Source organism: Bacteroides sp. L10-4, assembly GCF_013373675.1.
Taxonomy (GTDB): Bacteria; Bacteroidota; Bacteroidia; order Bacteroidales; family Bacteroidaceae; genus Bacteroides; species Bacteroides muris.
This window is the reverse complement of record NZ_JABXJH010000001.1, coordinates 1-24,477: the sequence shown is the minus strand read 5'-3', so window position 1 is coordinate 24,477 and position 24,477 is coordinate 1. Positions and strand designations below refer to the sequence as shown.

32 protein-coding genes and 3 pseudogenes are annotated in these 24,477 nt (G+C 51.4%); 12 read left to right on the top strand and 23 right to left on the bottom strand.

Translation table 11 applies throughout. From position 1 onward, the window contains the following. Positions 1-235 precede the first annotated feature (235 nt). Positions 236-448 (bottom strand): hypothetical protein, encoded by a 213-nt coding sequence (locus HU824_RS19980; RefSeq protein WP_007567577.1) that lies wholly within the window; start codon positions 446-448, stop codon positions 236-238. Positions 449-554: 106 nt separating this feature from the next. Between HU824_RS19980 and HU824_RS00170 the strand changes: the two genes are divergently transcribed. The 9 genes from HU824_RS00170 to HU824_RS00130 all read left to right on the top strand — a co-directional run bounded on the left by HU824_RS00170 (position 555) and on the right by HU824_RS00130 (position 4,472). After that, positions 555-965, top strand: a complete 411-nt coding sequence (locus HU824_RS00170; protein WP_004291538.1) for a hypothetical protein — start codon at positions 555-557, stop codon at positions 963-965. Between the two features lie 161 nt (positions 966-1,126). After that, the gene (locus tag HU824_RS00165; RefSeq protein WP_004291535.1) at positions 1,127-1,342 is read left to right on the top strand and encodes a hypothetical protein; all 216 of its coding nucleotides are present in this window, start codon (positions 1,127-1,129) and stop codon (positions 1,340-1,342) included. Positions 1,343-1,353: 11 nt separating this feature from the next. Beyond that, on the top strand, positions 1,354-1,575 hold the full coding sequence (locus HU824_RS00160) for a hypothetical protein (RefSeq protein ID WP_004291534.1): 222 nt from the start codon (positions 1,354-1,356) through the stop codon (positions 1,573-1,575). Positions 1,576-1,588: 13 nt separating this feature from the next. Further along, the gene (locus HU824_RS00155) at positions 1,589-2,005 is read left to right on the top strand and encodes a PcfK-like family protein (RefSeq protein ID WP_004291533.1); all 417 of its coding nucleotides are present in this window, start codon (positions 1,589-1,591) and stop codon (positions 2,003-2,005) included. Continuing rightward, positions 2,002-3,333 carry a PcfJ domain-containing protein gene (locus HU824_RS00150; protein ID WP_004291532.1) on the top strand — a complete coding sequence of 444 codons (1,332 nt, stop codon included), beginning with the start codon at positions 2,002-2,004 and terminating at the stop codon, positions 3,331-3,333. The genes HU824_RS00155 and HU824_RS00150 overlap by 4 nt, the downstream gene beginning before the upstream one ends. 24 nt (positions 3,334-3,357) lie before the next feature. Beyond that, positions 3,358-3,615: a hypothetical protein gene (locus tag HU824_RS00145; protein WP_004291531.1), complete on the top strand. Its 258-nt coding sequence runs from the start codon at positions 3,358-3,360 to the stop codon at positions 3,613-3,615. 19 nt (positions 3,616-3,634) lie between these two features. Continuing rightward, positions 3,635-3,868, top strand: coding sequence for a DUF3873 domain-containing protein (locus tag HU824_RS00140; RefSeq protein WP_004304291.1), 234 nt, complete (start codon positions 3,635-3,637; stop codon positions 3,866-3,868). Beyond that, positions 3,808-4,110 (top strand): hypothetical protein, encoded by a 303-nt coding sequence (locus HU824_RS00135; RefSeq protein WP_005783104.1) that lies wholly within the window; start codon positions 3,808-3,810, stop codon positions 4,108-4,110. Before HU824_RS00140 ends, HU824_RS00135 begins: the two co-directional genes overlap by 61 nt. Before the next feature lie 53 nt (positions 4,111-4,163). After that, positions 4,164-4,472 (top strand): hypothetical protein, encoded by a 309-nt coding sequence (locus tag HU824_RS00130; protein WP_004304290.1) that lies wholly within the window; start codon positions 4,164-4,166, stop codon positions 4,470-4,472. Positions 4,473-4,505: 33 nt separating this feature from the next. Here HU824_RS00130 and HU824_RS19975 read toward each other — a convergent pair whose 3' ends face one another. From HU824_RS19975 to HU824_RS00020, 22 genes and pseudogenes are all read right to left on the bottom strand, one after another. Beyond that, positions 4,506-4,895, bottom strand: a complete 390-nt coding sequence (locus HU824_RS19975; protein WP_004291527.1) for a hypothetical protein — start codon at positions 4,893-4,895, stop codon at positions 4,506-4,508. 64 nt (positions 4,896-4,959) lie between these two features. Further along, positions 4,960-5,487, bottom strand: coding sequence for a hypothetical protein (locus tag HU824_RS00120; protein WP_004291526.1), 528 nt, complete (start codon positions 5,485-5,487; stop codon positions 4,960-4,962). Continuing rightward, entirely contained in the window at positions 5,484-5,987 is a 504-nt protein-coding gene (locus HU824_RS00115; protein ID WP_004291525.1) for a DUF3872 domain-containing protein, read from the bottom strand. The genes HU824_RS00120 and HU824_RS00115 overlap by 4 nt, the downstream gene beginning before the upstream one ends. Then, positions 5,984-6,886: a toprim domain-containing protein gene (locus tag HU824_RS00110; RefSeq protein WP_004291524.1), complete on the bottom strand. Its 903-nt coding sequence runs from the start codon at positions 6,884-6,886 to the stop codon at positions 5,984-5,986. The genes HU824_RS00115 and HU824_RS00110 overlap by 4 nt, the downstream gene beginning before the upstream one ends. Before the next feature lie 7 nt (positions 6,887-6,893). Then, positions 6,894-7,469, bottom strand: a complete 576-nt coding sequence (locus tag HU824_RS00105) for a conjugal transfer protein TraO (protein WP_004291523.1) — start codon at positions 7,467-7,469, stop codon at positions 6,894-6,896. A 2-nt stretch (positions 7,470-7,471) separates the two neighbouring features. Further along, positions 7,472-8,056 (bottom strand): annotated as a pseudogene (traN, locus tag HU824_RS00100) (conjugative transposon protein TraN); the annotation flags it as partial. Positions 8,057-8,168: 112 nt separating this feature from the next. Continuing rightward, complete coding sequence (locus HU824_RS00095; RefSeq protein ID WP_016270896.1) at positions 8,169-9,980, bottom strand: reverse transcriptase/maturase family protein; 1,812 nt, start codon at positions 9,978-9,980, stop codon at positions 8,169-8,171. Positions 9,981-10,014: 34 nt separating this feature from the next. Then, positions 10,015-10,503 carry a hypothetical protein gene (locus HU824_RS00090; RefSeq protein ID WP_016270895.1) on the bottom strand — a complete coding sequence of 163 codons (489 nt, stop codon included), beginning with the start codon at positions 10,501-10,503 and terminating at the stop codon, positions 10,015-10,017. A gap of 39 nt (positions 10,504-10,542) precedes the next feature. Continuing rightward, a pseudogene (locus tag HU824_RS00085) lies at positions 10,543-10,947 on the bottom strand (DUF4138 domain-containing protein); the annotation flags it as partial. Positions 10,948-10,981: 34 nt separating this feature from the next. Further along, on the bottom strand, positions 10,982-12,334 hold the full coding sequence (gene traM / locus HU824_RS00080; protein ID WP_004291521.1) for a conjugative transposon protein TraM: 1,353 nt from the start codon (positions 12,332-12,334) through the stop codon (positions 10,982-10,984). Then, a complete protein-coding gene (locus HU824_RS00075) occupies positions 12,315-12,623 on the bottom strand; it encodes a TraL conjugative transposon family protein (RefSeq protein ID WP_004291520.1) in 309 nt (102 codons plus the stop codon). Before HU824_RS00075 ends, traM begins: the two co-directional genes overlap by 20 nt. A 6-nt stretch (positions 12,624-12,629) precedes the next feature. After that, positions 12,630-13,253: a conjugative transposon protein TraK gene (traK, locus tag HU824_RS00070; RefSeq protein ID WP_004291519.1), complete on the bottom strand. Its 624-nt coding sequence runs from the start codon at positions 13,251-13,253 to the stop codon at positions 12,630-12,632. A 31-nt stretch (positions 13,254-13,284) separates the two neighbouring features. Further along, on the bottom strand, positions 13,285-14,289 hold the full coding sequence (gene traJ / locus HU824_RS00065; RefSeq protein ID WP_176467691.1) for a conjugative transposon protein TraJ: 1,005 nt from the start codon (positions 14,287-14,289) through the stop codon (positions 13,285-13,287). A gap of 3 nt (positions 14,290-14,292) precedes the next feature. Next, positions 14,293-14,922: a DUF4141 domain-containing protein gene (locus HU824_RS00060; RefSeq protein WP_004304283.1), complete on the bottom strand. Its 630-nt coding sequence runs from the start codon at positions 14,920-14,922 to the stop codon at positions 14,293-14,295. A gap of 23 nt (positions 14,923-14,945) precedes the next feature. After that, positions 14,946-15,326 (bottom strand): DUF3876 domain-containing protein, encoded by a 381-nt coding sequence (locus HU824_RS00055; protein WP_004291516.1) that lies wholly within the window; start codon positions 15,324-15,326, stop codon positions 14,946-14,948. A gap of 40 nt (positions 15,327-15,366) precedes the next feature. Beyond that, positions 15,367-17,871 (bottom strand): TraG family conjugative transposon ATPase, encoded by a 2,505-nt coding sequence (locus HU824_RS00050; RefSeq protein ID WP_004291515.1) that lies wholly within the window; start codon positions 17,869-17,871, stop codon positions 15,367-15,369. Further along, positions 17,868-18,200 carry a DUF4133 domain-containing protein gene (locus HU824_RS00045; protein ID WP_004291514.1) on the bottom strand — a complete coding sequence of 111 codons (333 nt, stop codon included), beginning with the start codon at positions 18,198-18,200 and terminating at the stop codon, positions 17,868-17,870. Before HU824_RS00045 ends, HU824_RS00050 begins: the two co-directional genes overlap by 4 nt. A 10-nt stretch (positions 18,201-18,210) precedes the next feature. Then, positions 18,211-18,528 carry a DUF4134 domain-containing protein gene (locus HU824_RS00040; RefSeq protein ID WP_176467690.1) on the bottom strand — a complete coding sequence of 106 codons (318 nt, stop codon included), beginning with the start codon at positions 18,526-18,528 and terminating at the stop codon, positions 18,211-18,213. 201 nt (positions 18,529-18,729) lie between these two features. After that, the gene (locus HU824_RS00035) at positions 18,730-19,458 is read right to left on the bottom strand and encodes a hypothetical protein (protein WP_004304280.1); all 729 of its coding nucleotides are present in this window, start codon (positions 19,456-19,458) and stop codon (positions 18,730-18,732) included. A 16-nt stretch (positions 19,459-19,474) separates the two neighbouring features. Further along, positions 19,475-19,828, bottom strand: coding sequence for a DUF3408 domain-containing protein (locus HU824_RS00030; protein WP_004291505.1), 354 nt, complete (start codon positions 19,826-19,828; stop codon positions 19,475-19,477). Between the two features lie 2 nt (positions 19,829-19,830). After that, positions 19,831-20,271: a DUF3408 domain-containing protein gene (locus HU824_RS00025; protein WP_004291503.1), complete on the bottom strand. Its 441-nt coding sequence runs from the start codon at positions 20,269-20,271 to the stop codon at positions 19,831-19,833. Positions 20,272-20,273: 2 nt separating this feature from the next. Further along, positions 20,274-21,323, bottom strand: coding sequence for a ParA family protein (locus HU824_RS00020; protein ID WP_004291492.1), 1,050 nt, complete (start codon positions 21,321-21,323; stop codon positions 20,274-20,276). Positions 21,324-21,744: 421 nt separating this feature from the next. Between HU824_RS00020 and mobA the strand changes: the two genes are divergently transcribed. The 3 genes and pseudogenes from mobA to HU824_RS00005 all read left to right on the top strand — a co-directional run. Next, a complete protein-coding gene (mobA, locus tag HU824_RS00015) occupies positions 21,745-22,173 on the top strand; it encodes a conjugal transfer protein MobA (protein ID WP_004291488.1) in 429 nt (142 codons plus the stop codon). Next, positions 22,152-23,399: a conjugal transfer protein MobB gene (mobB, locus tag HU824_RS00010; protein WP_004291483.1), complete on the top strand. Its 1,248-nt coding sequence runs from the start codon at positions 22,152-22,154 to the stop codon at positions 23,397-23,399. Before mobA ends, mobB begins: the two co-directional genes overlap by 22 nt. 30 nt (positions 23,400-23,429) lie before the next feature. After that, positions 23,430-24,353 (top strand): annotated as a pseudogene (locus HU824_RS00005) (YWFCY domain-containing protein); the annotation flags it as partial. Between the last annotated feature and the right edge of the window lie 124 nt (positions 24,354-24,477).

Genomic DNA, 24,477 nt, shown 5'->3' with positions numbered 1-24,477 from the left:
AATTTATAGAAAACTAAAGGTTTATGTTCGGTTTTATTGTTCTACCTCTCATTTTTAATGGAATTAATGTCTGTGTGTGGTTCAATGTTTCGATAATATACGTAACTTTGCGGCAGGAAGTTACGAAAAGAGTGTAATTTATTGGAAATGAGCGTAGGTTAATTGCTCTTGATAGTAATAGGTTACGATTTAGTTAGTTATCTACTGCATTATCCTTCTGCGCGTTGCGTAACCTTCAAAGAACTCTTCGTATGCAAAAGTAGCTATTTAATTCGAGATTTTGATATAAACTCCCGTTTTTTATCCCCTCATTCATAAGAATTTTCCGTAAAAGCGGTATTGTCCGTCGGCACACCATTGCCCAAAACGAGTTTGGAACAAACGTGTGCCGACTACCGCATAGCTGGAGAAAAGGGCATTGCCTCACGCCTAAACGATGTTTAGACAGATGAAGCAATGCCCCTTTCTTTTGCGCCTATGCCAAGAGGTGCTTTTACGGGTTTTCAAATGATTTTTCTTTTTTCGCTGTCTCTTTTGCCGGAAGCGGAAAGTGAATGCAGAGTGTGTCAGCCTGCCCCATGAATGAAACAGGCGCCCACACACAGCCGGACAAACCGGGAAGAATGATTGTTGCCACCCGGCTGAACAAGTTCCGTCGGATCGGAAACAATCATACTTCCTTTGTTGTGGTTTGCCCTTTTCACGCTTCCGGTGATGTCTTTTTCCTTTTGGTGATTCTTTTTTTTACGGATTTTCCCCTGAAGTTTTTTTCTACACAATCTGCCTCTGTTTTCGTTTACCTCCATTTTGCGCCTTTCAGTAAGCCGCATCAGTCAGTCATTTTCGTTCTGGGCGCAAAGGTAATTCCGGGATTGGACGGGAAAGCAAGGTCAAGCCTCCTGTTTTCGGTAAAAATCTCCAGCCCTGCGGGTAGTATTTTGACCGAAAAACCTTGCATTCCCTAATCCCTACCTTTTCAAGCACCCGAAACGAAAACGACCGATGCGACAGAAAGACGCATAAAAAAAATGTCGGATAAACGAGAGGCAGATAAGATAGTTTGAAACTCAACTCCCTCAGCTCTTGAATCCGCATTAAAAACAAAAAAATCAAAAACAGCGAAGATATGACGGCAACGGCAAATTTCAGACAAATGGCGCAACACATCGGGTTGGCGATATGCGGCTTGATGATGCGCACCGCCTTCGGGGTGTTCGGCATCCTTTGGGGCATCATCAGAGAGATTGTAAACGGAGTGTTCCGAGTGGCGATAGGTGTAATCGTGGCTATCCTTTCCACCATTGCCTTCTTTGGCTTCATCCTTTGGTTATTCACCCTTTAACCCTTACCGACATGGCAAAAAGAAACAGCAAGACGGCAGCGCAGCAGTGCAGATATTACGAGGTGGACAACATCTTCGTGTATATGGTGGAAACGTACATCAACGGCAATTTTGAAACTTTCCGAAGATTGTACCACGAACTGAACAAGGACGCACGGAGGGATTTCATGGACTTCCTTCTCAGCGAGGTAGAGCCGACCTATTGGAGAGAGATACTGAAACAGATAATCTAAAAATGACAGCGATATGAAAGGAACAGACCATTTCAAGAGAACGATATATATGTACTTGGAACAGCGTGCGGAGGAAGATGCGCTATTTGCAAAGAAGTACCGCAACCCTGCCAAGAACATGGACGAGTGCGTGACCCACATTCTGAACTATGTGCAGAAAAGCGGTTGCAACGGTTTCACGGACGGAGAGATATTCGGGCAAGCCATCCACTACTATGAGGAAAACGAGATAGAGGTGGGCAAACCGATGGACTGCCAAGTGGTTGTGAACCACGTTGTGAAACTCACGGCAGAGGAAAAGGCGGAGGCACGTCAGAACGCTGTCCGCAAATACCAAGAGGAGGAACTCCGCAAGTTGCAGAACCGCCACAGACCGTCAGCGAGAAAAGAAAACCAACCCCAACCCTCATTATTTGATTTAGGCTTATGAAACCGAAGACCAAGATACAGAAAGAGGTGGCAAGACTTTCCGCCAACCTTCGCCCCATATCAGCGACACAAATAGATTGGGCATACCGCCACTGCGTTGAGCATATCGGCTACCGCACCAAGAAAGGGAACATCACCTGTTCCGACTGCGGTCACGAGTGGCACAGCGACAGCGGACTATGCGACACCCTTGAAGGCTGCACCTGCCCCAAATGCCATGCCGAACTCAAAGTGCAGGACACACGCAGACGCATCTACAAGGAAACGCAGAATTTCAGCGTGATAACCACCTGCAAAGGGTATCAGGTAATCCGCGTGGCGCAGGTCAGATGCGAGAGCAGGAAAGGCGAACCGATGCGTTTCTACTGCCACGAGGTCGTGCAGCGTTGGATTTCACCCGACGGCAAGGTTACGGACATGGCGTTGCTCCGTGGCTTCCTTTTCTGCTATTGCGATGTGTGGGCATTAGGCAGCGATATGGAGGTAAGACCGCACAACAGCCTATACGATGATGTGGTGGCAAGAAGCTGTGCATATCCAAAGATGAGGATATTGCCCCAACTCAGACGTAACGGCTTCAAGGGCGATTTCCACGGCATCTCCCCCGTGCGTCTTTTCAAAGCCTTGCTTTCAGACCCAAGAATTGAAACCCTTATGAAAGGCGGTGAGATTGAGGTCATGAAACACTTTCTTTTCAATACCCGTACTGCCGATGAATGTTGGGCATCATATCTGATTGCCAAGCGTCACAAGTATCAGATAGACAACCTCTCAATGTGGTGCGACTATCTGCGTATGCTCAAAAAACTCGGTCAAGACCTCCGTAACCCGAAGAACATCTGTCCCGAAGATTTCATGGCGGCACACGACAACGCAACCCGAAAAATTGAAGCCATACACGAGAAGGAAAGAGCCGCAGAGCAACGCCGTTGGGAGATTGAAAGGCGTGAGCGTGAGCAACAGCGACAACTCCAACGAAAGAAAGATGCGGAGGATTTCATCGCCAACAAATCCAAATTCTTCGGCTTGGTAATCACGGACGAGGAAATAATCGTCAAGGTGCTTGAAAGCATAGACGAGTATTACAACGAGGGCAAGACGCAGGGCATCTGCGTGTTTGGCAGTGGATACTACAAGAAAGCCGACACCCTCATACTATCGGCAAGGATTGGCGATGAGATTATTGAAACCGTAGAGGTGGACTTGCGAACCCTCGAAGTGGTGCAGTGCCACGGCAAGCACAACCAGGACACCGAATATCACGAGCGCATCATAGACCTTGTGAACAAGAACGCCAACCTTATCCGTGAGCGGATGAAAGCGGCATAGCATAACCCCTAAAACAACATTGATATGGAAGTAAGAATTGAAAGTATGATTTGTGTGTGGGATGATGCAATCCCCACGATGTTCCTTGAATTTGTGAACCTCCTCACTCTCACAACGAGTGAGGGGGAATTGAGAAAGAGCGTAAAGGAGTTTGCCGAGAAGCACGAACTTGACAAGTTTTTCCTTTACGGCTTCGGCTCACACCATTTCTACCTGCACCAACGCTACACAAGCAACCCCGAAATGGTGATGAAGAACAGAGTTCTGTCAGTACATTTTTAACCATCTAAAAAGCAACATTATGACAACACGAATGACCATCAACGGAGTAAGCACCTGCGCGGAAGCAGGTACGGAGAAATACGAGCGTTTCCAATCGGGTATCGGAAGACGCAGGCGGACACTTGTGCAGTACGACTACCGCCACCCCATAGACAGAGAATTGTTCTCTTGTGTCAAACCCACGTTGGACGAGTGCCGAGCCGCACGGGACAAGTGGCTGAACGCAAAGAAGGGAAAGGAGGACAGACTATGAACACGACCTATCAAACGCTGATAGTCAAGTTCAGCGAACCTATCACGGCATTGGACGGTATCTTTGACGATACCGGAGCGTGGGGAACGGACACCCTCAAGGGGTGGATAGATGATTACGAAAGCACACGTTTCACCGCCACCGACAGCCATACGGCAGTCATCACGAGCGAGTACAATATGGAATGTGTGAAAGAGTGGCTACAACGGCAGACCCCCATTTCCGAAATGCGAGAATTTTGAACGGGATGGCGGTGTCCGCACCGCCAATACTTAAAACCCTAAAAACAAAAGATATGATAGCCAAGACGATATTACAGCAGATAGGCGGAAAACGCTTCACCGCCATGACAGGTAGCCGTGATTTCATAGATATGGGCAACGGCTTACGGATGAGCCTTGCAAGGAACAAAACAAGTGCCAACCGCCTTGACATCATCTATGACGAAGGGGCAGACCTCTACAATATGCGCTTCTACCGCAGGACGTTCAGCAAAAAGACCTTTGAGTGCAAGACAAAGGACATTGCCGTACACGAGGGTATCTATTTTGATATGCTGGAGGAAATGTTCACGATGGTGACGGGACTTTACACACGCTTTTGAGTGGCGGGGCGGCGAGAGCCGCCCTACTTTCTTTCAGTGAGCATGATGGCGGACAAAGAAAGTAGCAAAGAAACCTTTGTCCAATCTGCGATAACTAAAAAATCCGCAAGTAAAACTTGCGGAGGCTATATATTGGGTCGTTATTTTTTGGTGGAGGGGAATGATAATCTCGAACCGTTGAACTACACATTTCTGCTTCGTCTCCATTTCCCCCAACGATTTGATACGTTCAATCATTTTTGTTGTTCCTTTCTGAATTTTCCTAAATACTTTCTTCATAATTTCGCTATACTTTTTATGGTTAATAACTATGTTTTGTATTGCTCTCACAACACTTACAACTTGAAGTGTTATTTGGAAACCGATAGGCAAAAATGGCTCAACGATGTCAATTAACGAGAAAATCCTACGATAATCTATCAAGTGATAGAGCAAAAGACGTGCCAAGTTAAATATGGCACGTCTTTTGCCAGTTTTGTCAGTCCTTTTATGGGATATACAACAGCGCAAACTCCGCCTTTCTCCGTTTGAGCAGCATGGCGTGGCGTTTTCCTTTGTAGTTGCAGAAGGCTATATACTCACGGTAGATGTTCCTGTCACCAGCTTCCAGCTTCTTGATTAAGGTGCTTTTGGGGATTGTTTTGCTGCCTAACAGCTTCGCCGGTCCCACATTGTAAGCTAACGTGCCAAGCAAAATCGAATCAACCCCGAATTTACGGAACATGGCGACAAATTTGCGCAGGTCTTTCCGCAAAAGTTCATCCGCATCCCGTTTTGTCATGGTTCGTGCCGAATACTTCTCGTTTGGCAAAAGTTTGTGACCCCAACCGACGTATGGGTAGTGTTTTTCTGAGTGCCAGCCTTCAAAGTAGCGGCAGCATAAAAAAGCACGTTCCATAAGCGGCAGTCGGTAGATTGCCGCCTGCCCGTCCGTTCCCTCTTGGCGGCTGATCTGCGCGGACACAGAACAGACCGTCAGAAGTGAACAGAGCATTGTCATGAATACACGCATCATTTCAACAAGGGGCTGAAGTTGCCGATGGGAACGATGGTAAGATCGTCGTCCTTTACATTCCTGTTGTTGAAGTCAAATTCCAGTTCGTAGGAGTTGCTAAAGTTATCCTCCACCACCACGATGAAATTATGCGCCTCATCACCCGCCGCCGTGTAGTACAGGCGGAATTTTTCGTTCTCCAGCAGGTAGCGGTCGTTAGGCAGGAAGGTGATGCCGTTATCCATTTTGAGCGAGCCTTCCCCCTCGAACTGGAAATAGCGGATGGTATAGAGCGTACCCGAAAAGTCGCCCTCCTTTTTCAGTTCACAGCGGATTTCCACTGTCTGCCCCTTTACTACCTTGTTCGGCACGGGCATGACCTCCACCGTGAAGGGATAGGACTGCTGGATGTCCATGTCATCGTCACATGACACGAGGGTGAATGACATGGCGGCTATCAGGCATAACGCCACTGCCTTGAATATTGATGTTCTCTTGTTTCTGTTGTTCAGTATGTTCATTGTTCTTCGATTTTTAGATGGTTGTTTTTCTGTTTTTTCGTTGTCAGTTGCAGGTACTCGTTCAAGTCCTTGCAACCGTCATAGAGGGAGGAACGGTCGGTGACACGTTCCCCGTATCGCATGGTAAGTGCGGCAAGCGTCCGCCGTCCGGCTTCGTCACGGTCGAGGAAGCAGCCGATGCGCCCGTATCCGTCCAGCAATCCCGCCGCCTTCTCCACGTTGGCGACTGAGTTCAGCACAAGACAGTCAGCGTTACCGGTTACACCAAGCGTCACGGCAGAGAGAAAGTCCATGAAGCCCTCGAACACGAGGCACTCGTCAGCCGGGATGTCATTCGCCTTTACCAGTGATACAGACTTCGGAGGTATGCAACCCTTGAAATATCGGCTTCTGACTTCATAGCCACCTGCCATGTTCGGAAAGCCAACGGCAAAATACCGTTTCCCACGCACACCGTAGTTCAAGCGGCAGCAGTGACGGGATGCGATGGCGTAAGGGATGCCCCGTTCCTCTAAATACTCCGTCAGCAGTGAGCGGAGCAGCGGAGCGACCTCCACATCCTCAAAAACGGATTCGGTCGGCTTCGAGAGATAGACGGGCTTTTCCCATCCGGCAACCGTCATATTGGCGGCTTCCGCTATGAACTTCGCTTGCTTCATGAAGTCATCGCTTTGCAGAAACTCCCCGGCAAGCGTGAAGATGTCGCCGCCCTTGCCCAAACCGAAGTCGTACCAGAGCTGTTTCGCCACGTTCACACGGAAAGAGGATGTGCGCTCGCCCCTGTACGGGGCAAGATACCACAGCTCGTTACCGCTCCTCCTGACAGGCTCATGCCCCAGCCGTGCGAGAAAATCCGCAAGCGGCATCCTTCTGACAGCATCTATTTCCGTCCTTTCCATGCCCGTGTCAGTTGATGATGAACTTGATACCGACCCCGAACTGCGTGTGGAACTTCCGTGTGTCGCCACCCCAAAGGCAACGCTCCCGCAGGTTGGCAAGCAGGGCGATACGGTCTGCCACGTAACACTCCACATCGAGCGTCAGCGCACCGCCGTAGATGAAGGCGTCCCGGTCGTGCAGCGTGGAGCCGTCATGCAGCACCTTCTTCCCCCAATTTACCGCCTCATATCCGGCGAGAGCCGAAGCCCCGGCATAGACGAAAACAATCTTTCGGGCGTCCGACAGTATCTTGAAGTAATAGCCGCCCTCCGCCGTGAACTGCGCCACGGGTATCTTGGTGTCCTTGTAGGGATTGTTCTTCAACAGGTATTCGCCACCGAACACCCACTTGTTCCCCTTCTTCGTGTAGGTGGAGAGAGCCGCCCCGAAGCTGTACCCGCCGTCCTTGCCGCCGAGATTGAAGCCGTCCGCCATGTCCGCCCTCACCTCGATGCCCTGCATCTTCGGCAGACACCGCTGGGCGTGCGCCTGCCCTGTAAAAAGGGCAAGCGACGCGATGATTATTGCGATGTACTTTCTCATGGTCAGCGTACTTGAAGTTCGTTGATGGTACCCGCGCGTACCAAATCCTCGTTCTCAATCACGAAGGACTGGTGACGGCCGCCGTTCTTCTCGTTCAATTCCACCACGAGGCACTTGTCATCGGGGATGGTGAACTTCGCCATCGTGAAGACCGTGCGCTCGCTCTTTTTGCCCGGCACGAGGGTGGCGTAGTTCTGCGCGCGGAGCGGCAGAATAATCTGCTCCTGCACGGCAGTACGCTTCGCAACCTTCTTGTCCACGATTTTCCAAGTGATGTAGTCCACATCGAAAGGCACGTTGCTCTGGTTCTTTATCTCCGTGTGGAAATAAAGCAAGCCGTTGTGCGTGTAGATGCCTTTCAACAGGTATTGGATGCCGAAACGCTTGCAGCCGATATGCTTCACCTCGCGCTTGTTCTGTTTGTGGATGGACTTCATGATAAGGCGCACCAGCATCGGGCTTTCGCTGCCCAGCTCTTTCAGATAGATTTCCTGCGCGTTGTTCGGGCGGTTCACCGTGCTGCCGTCATGGATGAAGTCGCACATCTCCACGTTGAGCAACAGCGGTTCGGCGGCGTACTTCACGTGTAGGCTCGGTAATGGACGCCTTGCCACCTTTCGGTGGTAGGTTTCCCATAACCTGCCCCCGAACCGTACGTGCAGGTCTCCCTGCATACGGCTCTCCACTGGTAATATCAGTTTATTTGTCATGTTCATGAATTTTGGCATTACAATGTTCACATACCGCCAATGTCTTGCGCCATTTCTTAATCATTATTCGGTGCCACTCAGTGTTGAGGGGTATCCCTTTGAGTTTACGAACCTGATACATTACGGTCTTGACATTGGTTGCTCCACACAGTTCACATTTGTGTTCCATAAGTCTCTCTGCGAGAGTAGGAAACGGAAGTACAAATGTATTTGGTAAATTATCGCAAGTTGCGTCTTTGTTTGGTTCTTGCCTCGCAAATCCATCGTTATAGAATATTCGGAACTTGGTTTCCCCTTTCTTTTCTTGATAAGGAATTGCCAAATCATGGTCTCTCCTGTACTTTCGTATTACCTTGGCAGTAGATGAATTTAATTTCTTTGCTAAGGTCTTGCAGAAACTATATCGCATTATGTAACCGAATTTACTTCCTGCATAAGAGATGTTGTCCGCAATTCTATAATATTGGTACAAACCTCTAATTTCAGTTGTATAGCGTGCGCAGATTGTTGCAGGGTCTTCCTTGGTTAGGTAATTGCGTGGCATGGCATACCAAATTTCCTTTCCATTGATTACCCTAAGTTCCATAGCCTTCAGTTCCAATAATTTCTTTTGGACGGTGGCAATGGGCAGAGTAAGCATTATGCGTCCGCTAAACGGTCTCTTCAACCAACCCAGCTTATTTCGCTTCATGGCTTCGGATTTTCTGATAGAGATTTCATACCCAAGAAACTTTGCTGAGTCCTGTGCATTTGTGATAAGAGTCTTTTCTTCAGATAGTTCAAGTTTTAGCTTGTCTCTCATGAAGGTTGTAAAATCCTTTTTCATCTTTACACAATCGTCCTTGCTACCAATTACACCGATTAGAAAATCATCGGCATATCTGATATATTTGAGTCTCTTGTAATTGCTATCCATAGCCATTGACGCTGATGTATTGCGAGTCATTGCTTCCGCAACTTTCAGTTGGGAAAGCAATTCTCTTTTGATGTCCTCATCTGTGGCGTTTCTGATAGCCTTGCGTAACCTTATAGCCTTTCGACTATATTTTGCGTGGAGTGGGTTTTCCCGCCTTTTCTTGCCTTTATCGAAGGATTCAGCATACTCACGCATGTACTTATCGAACTTATCAAGGTAAACATTAGCCAGAATGGGGCTTATAATTCCTCCTTGTGGTGTTCCCGAATACGTGTTGTGAAATGTAAAATCTTCAATATAACCAGCCTTAAGGAATTTCCATATCAGTCGAATAAATCTTTCGTCTGATATACGCTCACGAAGAGTGTCAATCAAAATATGGTGGTCGATGTTGTCGAAGAACCCTTTGATGTCTCCTTCAATGAACCAGTTTGCACCAGTGAAGAGATTTCGGATGGAACGCAAGGCTGTCTGACAGCTTCTTCTTGGTCTGAATCCATGCGAAGTATCCTCGAAATGTCCTTCGTAAATAGCTTCAAGAATAAGTCTGACGACCTCTTGTACCATCTTATCTTCGATTGATGGTATGCCTAATGGTCTTTTCTTCCCATTCTTTTTGGGAATATAGACTCTTCGGGCTGGTGTTGGCATGTAGCTTTCATCCTTTAGCGTAGCTATCAGATGTCCTATTCTTTCAATACTCATTCCGTCAATGGTTTTATCGTCTGAGCCAGGTGTCATGTTACCGGGTTTTGCATATATCCGCTGATAGGCTACATAAAACATCTGTTCATTGAATAGGATGCGGTACAACCTTTCATACTTGTAATGCACATCTTTACTATGTGCAGATAAACTGTTTAATATGGTCTCTGGATTTCTCATACGTCTCACACGTTATCATTTGACTATATTAAGATTACCAAGCTGTTCCCCTTCGCCATGTACGTGGCTTTCCCACGCTCAGACTACTACGGGAACTCCGTTGCCATGCGGAGTTTTCAGAGCCTGCGCTCATAGCCTTTCGGCATCTCCGTGTAGGCAATCCCCATTTAGTGGACTTGATAACTTGGCTTGACAGACTATCGGATGCAACGTACATCCTTTTCCGTTTTCTGTCGGATATGTCGCAGTAAATTCCTTGCCCATCACTCCGTTCAATAAGCGTGGGTACTGCGAGGCAACGTATGTAACTGCTTTCCGTTGCCACCTCTACATAAGTCATAGGACTATTGTTCAACCAATCAGGCTTCATCCTTATGTCTGTCTTTTCCCAATAGCAATTCAGTCGCAGTTTAGCTATTAACTGACTTATCGCGTTACCGACATGCTTCACTCCCCGTTTGGTTTCCCATTCGGATAAGTCGGTTTGGGATAGGTTTCTTAATTGGAATACTAACCTAATCACTTGCCAGTGTGATTATTATCAAGCCCCTATTATGGGCGCACTGAAGGTGTAGAAACTGCCGTCCTCCGTGATGACGGACATATTCGTTTCGTTGGGAAAATTCCTTACGGTAGCCTTCACACGGATGATGTTCTCCGCTCCGTCGGCTTTCCCGGCAATCAGGTCGGGCGAGCCTAAATCGACATAGCGCACCTCCGCCGGAAAAATGACGTGGACGGTCTTGTCGTAGGTCACTTCCAGACCGTGCGGCGGTATCATGCGGTCGAAGGTCAGCTTGCGTGACAGCCCGTGATATAGGTCGCCGTCCGCCTCCTTCTGCGGATAGACCTCCTTCGTCAAGGTCGGTTGTTCACTTCCGTTGGTCGTTTCAACGGTTACATTCTCCTGCGCGTTGGCAGTTATGATGCCCATAGCGAGGGCAAACATGATGATTACTTTTCTCATTACTTTTGGATTTTAGTGGTAATTTTTATTGTTTTCAATATTTTTCTTGGTAAAGCATGACCCTGTACCCGGCTTTCAGATGCACCTTGACGGTTCGCATCTTTTTGGCGATGTACTGGCTCGTGCCTTGTATCAGCCCCTTGCCCAAGTCGGAGGCGAGCTGCGCCCCGGCATTGGTGGAGATGTTGATGCTGCTTCCCAGCGAGCCGCCCATGTTGGCGGCGACCTCCCGGACGGCGTTCATCTCCATCGAGTTCGGGATGAAGATGCCGGGCTGTCCGTCCGTGTCATAGACCGCAAGCTCCACGGGGATAATCGTGCCGTCGTATTCCAGCGAGGTAATCTCGATGTCGAGCCGCTCACCCTGTATCTTGCCCGTGCCGACCACCACCGCACCCCGGGGTATTGTCCTGCCTGCCACCGCCATAGGCTCCAGCAGGCGCAGCCTTACCGTCTGCCCGTCCGTCACGCTCTGCGCCCCATGCACGCACGCCGGTATGGTGTTCCTGTCCAATACCTCCGCCGTGCCGACAGCCGTGTTGAAACCCCGGTTGCGTTCCTGCGATAAGGCGGCGACAAACTCCGCGTTACTCATAGGCTGTGAGAGTGAAGAAACTACTTGATGCTCCACCTGTCTGATAGGCATTGCCTTGTTCTTCTTCCCTTTCTGCACGGTAGTTGGCTCTGCCCTCTGTTCCGCCGATGGCTGTCCTCCGTTCTGACCGCCCATGTACTTTGCCGCCAGCTCGTAGGACTTCTCCATAAGAGCCACCTGCTCGTCCATAGAGGAAGCCTTGCCCCTCTCGCTTTCCAGTTCCGACTCCAGCGATGCGATGCGCTCCAACAATTCGTCCATCTCCGCATTGTCGTTTTTCGGCTGGTCGTAGAAGTTTCCGAGCGTGGCGTTCAGGTCACGGTAGGCGGCTGCGGAGGACTGGATGGTCTGCGGCGTGGCTGGCTTTGCCCTTTCTTCCTTGCCGCCCGGATTGGCGAGGTCGAAGTCCACTCCGTTCTCCGTTCCCGCTATCTCGCGGTCGAACATGTCGCCCAGCTGCCCGATGGCACGGTTGCGGCTCTCCTGACGCTCTTCCATCTCCCCATGCTCGTAGGCTTTCAGCTTGTCGCCGATAATCTGCCGGTTCGCCTTGTCAGCGTCGGGCATCTCGGTGTTGTATCCGTCCGTTCCCGGCGGTTGCTCCTTGCCGGAGGACGGGGCGAATATCAGCCACATCGCCCCGATGAACACCAACACCATAGCGGGCAGCACGATCATCTTCTGCCGTTTCAGCCGTTGCGCCTCTGTCAGCGGTTCGCGCTCCTTTTTCGGTTTCCCCGTTTCGGGAGCAGCTTTGTTCTCTTTCGTCGGTTCATTCTTTGTCTGTTCCATATAAATAAGGTGTTAAGTGATTGCCTGTTTCCGCCGGGGTCGGCAGTTCCACCCGTCCGGCGTGTCCCGTTTCCATATGTGAGCCGTCGTTCCTGCCGATGTCATAGACGGCTCTGCCGAAGGTGTAAAGGGCAAGCACCGCGAAGGCGGCGAACATCCCCAGCACGATGCGGCGGCGTGTTTCCGGCGGCAAGCCGTCCAGATACCCTTTGAGACTTGCCGCCAAGCGTTTCCGTTTGTCGTGGAGTTTCCAATACATGCCCCACATTGATTTTCTGATACTTTTCATGTCCTGTTACCGTTTGATAGTCTGTAAATCCTTGTTCTCAATGATGGTGAAACCCTCGATGGTAAAACCGTTCGGGTTGTCATCCGACCGCGATGCGTTCAGCAGGCGGCAGGTGGTCACGAGGCTGCGCTCGGTGACGTTGCTCTGCCGGATGATTTTCTGTGTGGCGTAGGTCACGGCACGGTAGGGATAGGCGTTGAAGTCGCACACCACGCTGTCCACCTTCAGCACTTGGTTGATGTTCCCGGCGATGATGCGGTTGTAGTACCCCTTCTCCGCGAAGTCCGAATAATAGTGGTACACGCTCTTGTCCGCCAGCAGCAAGGCACGTTTCACGTTGTGTTCAATCGCGCTTTTTTCAGGTGATAGCGTGAAGAACATCTCGTGGAAACGGCGCACATGTTCCCGTGCCTCCGCCGGGCGGTTCTGCGACAAATCCTGAGACAAGGCGAGCATCAGGCTCTTGCCGTTGTCCAGCACATAGATTTTCTCCCGTTGCTTCTCTGCGAAACGGTAGGAGTTCCACACGCTCCACACCGTCACCACGGCGCACAGCGAGAGGAAGACGATACCGAACAGGCGTATCTGCCTGAACGACGATTCGATGTTTCTAAGTGATTTGAATTCCATTTATATTTTCCAATTTATGATTGCACATTGATTATTTCAGCAATTTGCCGACACGTCCGACTGCGTTTCCTGCGGCTGCACCCGCCACGCTGCCCGCCATGCTTCCGGCTCGTCCCGCCATCTGGTTCACGTTGCGACCGTAACCGCCCATGCCTCCGGCTTGGATAATCCAGCCCGCAACGGTGGGAATGGTAAAGTAGCCGATGATGCCGATGCAGAGGAATACGATATACACCCCGTCGCTCGAATCCAGCGAGAAGTTCGGGTCTGCCTGCATCCGCTCGATGTCGTTTTGCAGCATCAGAACCTGTATCTTCGCCAGTATGGTGCTGAACATGTCCGATACCGGTAGCCACAGATAGACCTGTATATAGCGGCATATCCACTGCGTGAGCGTGTTTTGGAAACCGTCCCATACCGACAGGGCGAAGGCTATCGGACCGAGAATCGCCAGCACCACGAGAAAGAAGGTGCGGACGGTGTCTATCACGAGGGCGGCGGCTTGGAACAGCAGTTCGAGTATCTCGCGGAAGAAGTCGCGGATGCTCTTCTTCATGTTGTACATTCCCCGGTCGATATACATTCCCGCCATCGTCACCATGTCGGAGGGCGACCAGCCGAGTTCCTCCAGTTGCTTGTCAAATTCCTCGTTGGACACGAGGTAGGCGGTTTCGGGGTTGCGTACCATCGCCTCGTATTCCAGTTTGTCCTTCTGCTCCCGGTATCGGTTCATGTCCAGCGTTTCCGCCTCCAGCATCTTTGCCGTGCCCTGTACGACGGGTGAGAGGATGCTGTTTATCGTGCCCAGCACCACAGTCGGGAAGAACATGATGCACAGACCGATGGCAAAAGGACGGAGCATCGGGAATACGTCTATCGGTTCAGCTCTCGCCAGCGACTGCCATACCCGGTAGGCGACGTAGAACAGCGCACCCAGCCCGGCGATGCCTTTCGCCACACCAGCTATGTCCCCACACAGCGGCATCATCTGCTCATAAAGTGAACGTAAAATCTGATGAAGGTTGTCGAACTTCATAGGCTACCAGTATCTTTCGTTCATGTTCCCGTACAGCCCCATGATGCGGTCGAGGTCGTTCTTCTTTTTCGCACGCAGGTAACTCACGGAGATGTTCTTGTTCGTGTAGTAGCTCACGAGGTTGCGGTAACGCTTCATCTTCGAGTGGCAGCGTTCCACCACGTCCATGCGCTCCTTGTCGGTCATGGAGAGCGTGGTGATGTTCACCACGTTCCTGAGTTCCGTCAACACTTCGTTGCTTTCCTCCAGCAGTTTCGTGTAGCCGAAAGCGATTGCGGAAAGCTCTTCGGGTCTGAAATTCCCGTCACGGAGCATCCGTTGGAAACTGTTCACATAGATGTCTGTGATGTCGCCCACCATCAGGATGGTCTGCTGCACCTTGCGGGCGTCCTTGACCAGATTGTTCACCGATTTGAGGGCATCGTAATACTTCTTGCCCTGCTGATAGATTTTCACCGTCTCCTGAAAGTTGCTCACCATGTTCGTGGCGGTCTTGGAGGTATGGATGATGTTTTTGGAGGCATTGATGATGCCCTGCGCTAGATTGCCCGGATCGCTTACGACCCACTGTGCGCTTGCCCTGCCCGCGAAAAGCAGGCACAGGCAGATAATCATTGTTATTCTTGTTCTCATGTTACTTTGGATTTTAGTGGTTGTTATTCTTCGGTCGGATGTCCCGGCTGCGGCTTCACCCGCACATAGTCCCCGTTTGGCGAGAAAGTCAGCACATCCGTGGCCTCGTTGTAGGACACGTCGATGCGGAAGCCGGTGTTCATGAACAGGTTGCCGTTCTCCTCCTGCAAGAGATAGGTTTCCGGCTTGAGCTTGCGGCGCAGACCGCTACGACGGAACACCGTCACTTTGTAGGCTTCGCCCTCCTTGTAGATAAGCACGTCAGGTTTTCCCTCCACGCTCTCCCAGTTCCCGCACAGCATGTCGCGGCGGTTGTCGGCCACGTCGCAGGATTGCAGCATCATGACCGCCAATCCGATAAGGCACTTGCTGACTTGCAGCATTTTCACTTTTGGTAAATTCATACGCGTTTTTCTTTTTTGGTTGATACATTCTGTTTTTTAGTTATTCCTTGTTTCTCCGCCTTTCGGCAAGCTGCCGGATGGCGGCTTCGATGTCGTCGCCCAGCTTCTCCGCCAGACGGTAAACCTCCACTTTTTCCGTTTCCTCGGTGGTGTACGCCAGATACTCTTCCGCGCTGACCTCCGTGGCATAGACCGCCGACTGCGTGCCGCCCAAGCCTATCCACACCTCCTTGTAGAGCCGTGAAGGGTTGTTCGCCATGTTGATGGAGAGTATCTGCGACTTCTCCTTTTCCGTCAGTCCGAGCAACGCCTGTATCTGGTCGAACTTGTTCATATATTTCCTTTGGTCAAGCAGGATTTTACAATCCGAGTTGTTGATAATGCTCTCTTTGACCACCGGAGAACTGATAATGTCGTCCACCTCCTGCGTCACCACGATTGCCTCGCCGTAATATTTTCTGACCGTCTTATACATATAGCGCAGATATTCAGCCATGTTCGCCGATGAGAGGGCCTTCCAAGCCTCTTCCACGATAAGCTGTTTCCGCACGCCTTTCAGCCGCCGCATCTTGTTGATGAAGGCTTCCATGATGATGATGGTCACGACGGGGAACAGTTCGCGGTTTTCTTTAATCGAATCTATCTCGAAGACGATGAACCGCTTGCCGAGCAGGTCGATGTTCTCCGTGGAGTTGAGCAGGAAATCGTAACGCCCGCCCCGGTAATACTGCCGCATGGTGGTGAGCATGTTGTCGATGTTGAAGTCGGACTTCTCCACCTTGATGTCACGCTGTGCCAGTTCCTTGCGGTAGTCGTCACGCATATACTCGTAGAAGGTGTTGAACGACGGCACGATGCTACGGTCGGATTGGATGCGCTCAATATAGGCACTCACGGCACTGCCCAGCTCGCCGCTCTCCGTCTTTGTCACCTTGTCGTCCTCCGACTTCCAGAGCGTCAGCAACAGGGTCTTGATGCTGTCCTTCTTCTCCACGTCGAAGATGTAATCGTCGGTGTAGAACGGGTTGAAGCTGATGGGCTTATCTTCCGTGTAGGTGAAATACACACCGTCCGCTCCGCCTGTCTTGCGTCGGATCATGCCGCACAAGCCCTGATAGGAGTTTCCCGTGTCCACCAATACCACATGTGCGCCTTGCTCATAATATTGGCGCACGAGGTGGTTCATGAAGAAAGACTTGCCGCTGCCCGAAGGACCCAGCACGAACTTGTTGCGGTTGGTCGTGATACCTCGCTTCATGGGCAGGTCGGAGATGTCAAGGTGCAGCGGTTTTCCCGTGAGCCTGTCCACCATCTTGATGCCGAAGGGCGAGAGCGAGCTGCGGTAGTTGGTTTCCTCTGTGAACAGGCACACCGCCTGTTCGATGAAGGTGTGGAAACTCTCTTCCGCCGGGAAGTCCGCCGCATTGCCGGGTATCGCCGCCCAGTAGAGTGTCGGGCAGTCGATGGTGTTGTGGCGCGGCACGCATTCCATGCTTGCCAACTGGCTGCCCACGTCGTTCTTGATATGCTTCAGTTCCTCCGCATCGTCGCTCCACGCCATGACGTTGAAGTGTGCCCGTACCGAGGTCAGTCCGTAGGAATGGGCTTCGTTCAGGTATTGGTCTATCCACTCGCGGTTGATGCTGTTGCTCCTTGAATAGCGAGATAGCGACTGCATGTTACGGGCGGACTTCTCGAACTTCTGCAAGGTTTCCTCACTGTTGTCTATCAGCACATACTGGTTGTAGATATGGTTGCAGGAGAGCAGAAGCCCCACCGGGGAGGCGAATGACAGTCGGCAGTCACTCCGGTCGGTGGAGAGCTTCTCGTAACGGGTGTCGGTAGCCACCTTGCCCGGCAGGTCTTCCGCGTCGGAGAGGGTGTGCAGACACAGGCGGTTGTCGCCGATGCGCATCTCCCTTGCCGAAAGCTCGATGTCCTGCAAGGTGGTGTCACCTTCCGGCATGAGCGAGAAGTAGCGTTCAATAAGTCCCGTCTTTCCCTCAGTACCCACAATCTCATCGGTGGAGAGGCGGCGCAGCCTGACAAGCCCGCTGTCGTTCATGATGCGCTCGAACTGTTCGCAGGCTTCCAAGAACTTGGTCGTGGTTTCCCTGTCCAGCTCCTTCGGGATGATATGTCCCCGGCACAGCGTGCTGAAATTGCTCTGCATCCGGTTACGCTCCTTTGTTGTCTTGGTCAGGTAGAGGTAGCAGGTGTGTTTCAGGTACGGACGCTCGTTGAAGTGACGCTCGAAAGAGCGGCTTAAAAAGCTCATGTCGTCCTTCTGAAGCTCCGGTTTGTAGCGTTCCTTGATGAACCAGTCCTGTTTGTGGACGACGGAGTAGTCCGGCAGCACCTTGATAGCCTTGCACCAGCAACTGTGTATCGCCTCGTACTCCGCACCCGTCACGGTGTAAAGTTCCGGTAGTTCCACCTCGAAAGCCACCGTGATGTCGGCGTCCTTTGAGATGATGCAGCCATGCTCCACCGCTAAAAGTGGGAACCTGTTTTCCAGTGTTGTCATTTTCGATGTATTCCTCATTGTCTTTCTTCCTTTCGTTGTCGTTTGAACAGACGGGTTATCCGCCGCCGGTTGATAAGGTATCGGGGATGGCTCCGTGCCGCTCCTAATTTCATCAGCCCGTGTTCACCGTACCGGGCGTTCAGCGCGAAGGTCTGCCATACAAGGAGGGAGGACGATGCCGCGCCGAAGCCGATACATATCCACTGGTCGATACCGACCATGTAGAGGATGACGAACAGGACGAAGAGAGCCAGCAGACCTCCGCAGAAGATGAAGAGGTACTGTGCCTTCAAGCCCTTGAACTCTACCGGACGGCCGATACCCTTGTTGATTGGGTATTCAGCCATACATTATTTATTAAAGGAAGAATGAGCGCAGGATGGTGGCGGCAACAATCAGGAAGATGCACGCGCCGAACCACGAGGCGGCTGTCTTGCTGGTGTCGGGGTCGCCCGATGAAAACTTGCCGTACACTTTTACGCCCCCGATAAGCCCGACGACTGCACCGATGGCGTATATCAGTTTAGTTCCGGGGTCGAAATAAGAACTCACCATAGAGGTGGCTTCGTTGATGCCCGCCATGCCGTTTCCCTGCGCGAAGGCGGAGGCGGTTGCGGCGATGACAAGTGCCGCGGAGAGGATTGCTTTTCTGTTTTTCAAGATGTTCTTGTTCATAAACTGTTCTTGTTTTTTGCCGTCAAAAGGGTGGATGGTCCTTTGTCGGGCGGTTGATACTTTGTTTCTTTACTTTGGTTTTAGTGGATGCCCGTTTGTTTCCACGGACGTGGGCGTGTCCGTTGCGGATGGGGATGCGCCTTGCGTTTCCTCGCCGCGTGGGTTGATGTCATTCTTTCATGTTCATTTCTTTTATTGTTGTCATACATAGTTGCGAATGTCGAACTCCTCGATGTTGTCCGGCACGACGAACTCCTTTTCAGATTTCTTCAGCCGAATCTCGATAAGCCCCTTGATGCGGATGCCTATCTCCGAAGAGCCTTCCATCATTTTCTCGTACAACTCCGTGCCCTCCATGTCGGTGAACACCTTAGCCGCCTTTTCACGTTCCGCCTGTGTCGCGTCCGGGTTTTTGGCGGTCTTGCAGGCGTCGTCAATCTCGTCAAAGCTGCTGCCCGAAGCCCGTGGCGTGTCCGAGGCGTCCTCTTCCGGTTCGTCGTCCCCGTATCCCAGTTCCTCCGGCGGTATGCTCGTGAAGGTCTCATCGAGTTTTTCCTCCGGGACTTGTGCCGGGCGGGATGCGTTTCCCGTTTTTCCGTCGTCAAAAGTAGCCTCTTCCTCCGACAGCTCAATGCCTTTTTCAATAGTGGCGGCTTCTTGCGTCGGTATGGCAGCGGTTGTCCGGGTGGATGCCATCCTGAAACGGCTCTTGCCGATGATGTCCGCCTTTTCCGCAGGGACTTCCTCGTGTGCCGCTATGCGTTTAGCCTCATTCCCGTCCAGTGACCGCCATAATCCGACAATGCCCTTGAAGAAGCGGACAATCCGCGTGTCCATGATGCGCTCGTAAAGGAGCAGGAACAGGAACCAGAGGTTGCAGCCGACCGATACCGCCAGCAGAATGTCTGTCATGCTGATTGTGTAATTCATATCCTTCCGTTTTTGGTTAGAATACTGAATTGTAATTTCGGGCATAAAGGCTCTTTATCGCATCTTCGCACTGGTTGAAGTGGTGCGTCAGCACATGGTCGATGTAAGCGGACAGCGTAAGCCGGTCATGCCCGATTACACGGGTGATACGCATGATACGCTCGTGGTACTCCGGGCGCACATACGCCATCTTCCCCTCACGTGCCTTTACTTCCGGGTCGCGGATGAACAGGCGTTCATAGTCCTTCTCACTGCATTTGCCGCTTACCGGGACAGGCGACAGTATTTCCACACTCGCCTGCACTTGGGTAAACATACCTCCGCAGTCTTGCTGTGGTCTTTTTTCATTCGGTGTCATTTCTTTTTCCATTTTCAAATCAGATCTTCACGTTGTTTCTTGTACAGTTCGTTGATTCTCTCCTTGTGCTGTTCCAGATGCTGGCGCAGCACGGTATCCACATATCCGCCTACTGAGATTTCCCCTCCGGCGATGTCGTTCACGATTCTGAGGATCTTGCCGTGGACGTCACGGCTGATATAGACACATTGGCGGGTCTTTATCTCGTTGCGGCGCAGGAATAGCTCGTTGTAGTCCTCGTCCTGCCTTTTCCGGCGTCCACTTTCCCTCTGCGCTTTTTCCCGTGTTACGGGTTGCACAGGAGATGGTTCCGGTGCGGCGGTGTCCTCTTCGGTCGGTGCAGCTGCGGGTACTTCCTGTGCGGGGCGCAGTGTCCCGTCCTGTGTGCGCCGCCCGATGGAGGCTAACAGCAGTTCCTCGTCGATGCCTTCCGTGTTCACTTTCCTGCTGCCCATGCTCACTGCGGTCTGATGATGTCGCTTATCTCTTCGGAAAACTCCCGGATGCCACTCCCTTTCAGCAGTGCCGTGTCCATCGGGAAGATGGTGGAGCGGAAAACGCTCTTGCGCTCTTCCGAAAGGTCACGGCGGAACTTCTTGCTGTCGGGCAAGCGGGTGGAAAGTACCGGAAAGCCCATTTCGGCTATCACTTCCTCGTAGATGCCGTACAAGTCGTTCCTCTCCCTGCCGTCCACCATCGTCCAGAACAGATGCAGCCCCTTTGTTTTCGCCTGTCCGGTAGTCATCAGCCTGTCGCGGAACATCGTGACGAATTTCAGGGTACTCTCCACGACAAAGCGGTCGGCACTCAGCGGAGTGAAAATGTAGTCCATCTGCGAGAGCGTCTTTATCACGCCGTTGCTTCGGAGTGTGCCGGGCATGTCGAAGAACACCACGTCGGGTTTCACGTCCTCAGTGGCAATCATCCTCTCGGCATCGTCGAGGGCGTTCACCGCATTGCTTTTGACGATGGTGTAGGCGTTCTTTTTGATCCGGCGGAAATGGTCGCAAGCGAGAGCCTTGAAGTAGGTGCTGCTGTCGATAAGCCCCATTTCGTGTTCGCGCAGCCCGTGGATGCTGTGCTGCGGGTCGTCGCAGTCCACGACGGCGACATTGTAGCCTTTCACGTTGTGCAGGTAGCTGGCGGCAAGTGCCGTGACAGTGGATTTGCCGATGCCACCTTTCTGTGTTGCGAATGCAACGAAGATTTCCTTACTCATAGTTCCATTTATTTTAATTGTTGATGATTTGTTTTTCTGTTTCCATACGGATTTGGCTGTCGCACCATCCGCTTCCGTGACTACACACGCAGGCGGGTCGTCGCGTATCCGGTTCTGTGGTGAAGCGGTGCGTCGGACAAATGGTGATTGACGACATTGCGTCATGAAGTCATTGAATCCATACGTCACCGAATTGTCGGAGAACCGGGTTTCCGACGGTTCGGGTATCCGTTTCGGCAAGTATCCGAAGAAGCGGATTTCCGGGTATTTGAATGTTCCGTTTATCATATCTTCAAATCGTTCGTTTCTTGAATCATGCTGCAAATAAACAAGTATATTTTGGAACCTGTATCACTTCTCCGGCAAGTGGCGGCACGTTGCGCCGGTTGGCAGTCATTGACCGGGTCAAGCATCTGTCCGATACCGCTTTAAGGGCGTAACTTTGCACCCGGACAGCAGGGTTCGCCGATGACGCGCGGCCCGGAGTCCTGAAAGGTATTTTCCCAATCCGTCCCCTGACGGATTTTTATGTTCACCTGAACATAGCAAGATGTCTTTTCAGCCGCTCAAAATATTTTGAGCAGCCACGAAAAGCACTTGCCCTTGCAGGGGGCGGGCTTTCCCTCCGAAGTCGGGAAGCCTTTCAGAACTGCGGTGCTGTAATCCGAAGCGGCGGCTTATGCCGTCAATCCGCTAAATCCAAAGTAATATGAAAGAGAAAAGGAAAAGCAAATCAGGGAGAAATCCCAAACTTGATCCGGCGGTGTACCGGTACACCGTCCGTTTCAACGAGGAGGAACACAACCGTTTCCTCGCCATGTTCGGAAAATCGGGTGTCTATGCACGGTCTGTTTTCCTCAAAGCGCACTTCTTCGGGCAACCGTTCAAGGTGCTGAAGGTGGACAAGACGTTGGTGGACTATTACACCAAACTGTCGGATTTTCATGCACAATTCCGTGCCGTGGGTACGAATTACAACCAAGTCGTGAAGGAACTGAGGCTGCATTTTTCAGAGAAAAAGGCGATGGCGTTGCTCTACAAATTAGAGCAACACACCGTCGAACTCGTGAAACTGAGCCGCCGGATTGTGGAACTTTCAAGGGAAATGGAGGCAAAATGGTCGCAAAAATCAGTGTAGGAAGTTCGTTGTACGGCGCGATTGCCTACAACGGGGAGAAGATTAACGAGGCGCAGGGGCGGCTTCTCACCACCAACCGCATCTACAATGACGGTTCGGGAACGGTGGACATAGGCAAGGCGATGGAGGGTTTTCTCACCTTCCTGCCACCGCAGATGAAGATCGAGAAGCCGGTGGTGCATATCTCTCTCAACCCGCACCCGGAGGATGTGCTGACCGATATTGAGTTGCAGAATATCGCCCGCGAGTATCTGGAAAAACTCGGTTTCGGAAACCAGCCTTATCTTGTATTCAAGCACGAGGACATCGACCGCCACCACCTGCACATCGTGACGGTCAACGTGGACGAGAACGGGAAAAGGCTCAACCGGGATTTTCTCTACCGCCGCAGCGACCGTATCCGCAGGGAACTGGAACAGAAGTACGGATTGCATCCGGCAGAACGTAAAAATCAGAGATTGGATAATCCGTTGCGCAAGGTGGCCGCATCGGCAGGTGATGTGAAGAAGCAGGTAGGCAACACCGTGAAGGCTCTGAATGGGCAGTACCGTTTCCAGACGATGGGCGAATACCGTGCGCTCCTTTCCTTATATAATATGACGGTGGAGGAAGCGAGGGGCAACGTGCGCGGACGGGAGTATCACGGGCTGGTCTATTCCGTCACGGACGACAAGGGTAACAAGGTGGGCAACCCGTTCAAATCCTCGCTTTTCGGGAAGTCCGCAGGCTATGAAGCCGTACAGAAGAAGTTTGTCCGTTCCAAATCGGAAATCAAGGATAGGAAACTGGCAGACATGACGAAACGCACCGTCCTTTCCGTGCTGCAAGGCACTTATGACAAGGACAAATTTGTATCCCAACTCAAAGAGAAGGGCATCGACACCGTACTGCGCTACACAGAGGAAGGGCGCATCTATGGGGCTACCTTCATCGACCACCGCACGGGATGCGTGCTGAACGGTTCGCGCATGGGTAAGGAGCTTTCGGCGAATGCCTTGCAGGAACACTTCACCCTGCCATACGCCGGACAACCGCCGATACCGCTATCCATCCCTGTGGATGCTGCGGACAAGGCACACGGGCAGACCGCCTACGACAGTGAAGATATATCGGGCGGTATGGGCTTGCTCACTCCCGAAGGTCCGGCGGTAGATGCCGAGGAAGAGGCTTTCATCCGGGCGATGAAGCGCAAAAAGAAGAAAAAACGCAAGGGCTTGGGTATGTAATCAGAGTATCAACAATTAAAAAATCAATGTATGTCACAACAAGAAGACGATTTGAGGGCATTGGCGAAAATCATGGATTTTCTGCGTGCCGTGAGTATCATTTTAGTGGTCATGAACGTGTACTGGTTCTGCTACGAAGCCATCCGGCTGTGGGGCGTGAACATCGGCGTGGTGGACAAAATCCTTCTGAACTTCGACCGCACGGCGGGGCTGTTCCATTCCATTCTCTACACGAAGCTGTTTTCCGTCCTTTTGCTTGCCTTGTCCTGTCTGGGTACGAAGGGTGTCAAGGGTGAGAAAATCACTTGGGGGAGAATCTGGACAGCATTTGCCGTCGGGTTCGTGCTGTTTTTCCTGAACTGGTGGTTGCTGCCCCTGCCGCTGCCGCTTGAAGCGGTGACGGGACTGTATGTCCTTACCATTGGAACGGGCTATGTCTGCCTGTTGATGGGTGGTCTGTGGATGAGCCGCCTGTTGAAACACAATTTGATGGAGGATGTTTTCAACAACGAGAACGAGAGTTTCATGCAGGAAACGAGGCTTATCGAAAGCGAGTATTCGGTCAATCTGCCGACACGTTTCTATTACAGGAAACGCTGGAACAACGGTTGGATCAATGTAGTTAATCCCTTCCGTGCGTCCATCGTGTTGGGTACGCCGGGCAGCGGCAAGTCCTATGCCGTGGTAAACAATTTTATCAAGCAACAGATTGAAAAGGGCTTTAGTCAATACATCTACGATTTCAAGTATCCCGACCTATCTACTATTGCCTACAACCATTTGCTGAACCACCCGGACGGCTACAAGGTAAAGCCGAAGTTCTATGTGATCAACTTCGACGACCCGCGACGCTCTCATCGGTGCAATCCCATTCACCCGGATTTTATGGAAGATATTACGGATGCCTATGAGAGTGCCTACACAATAATGCTCAACCTCAATAAAACGTGGGTGTGACCTGTAAAGTCGCGTAATTGATTGTTAAACAGTGATATTAGTTGCATGATTTAACCCGCTGTTCCGTCAGCGGTAGCCTACTATAAGGTGCATCTCCAGTGATGGGTTGTGCCAAGCTTAT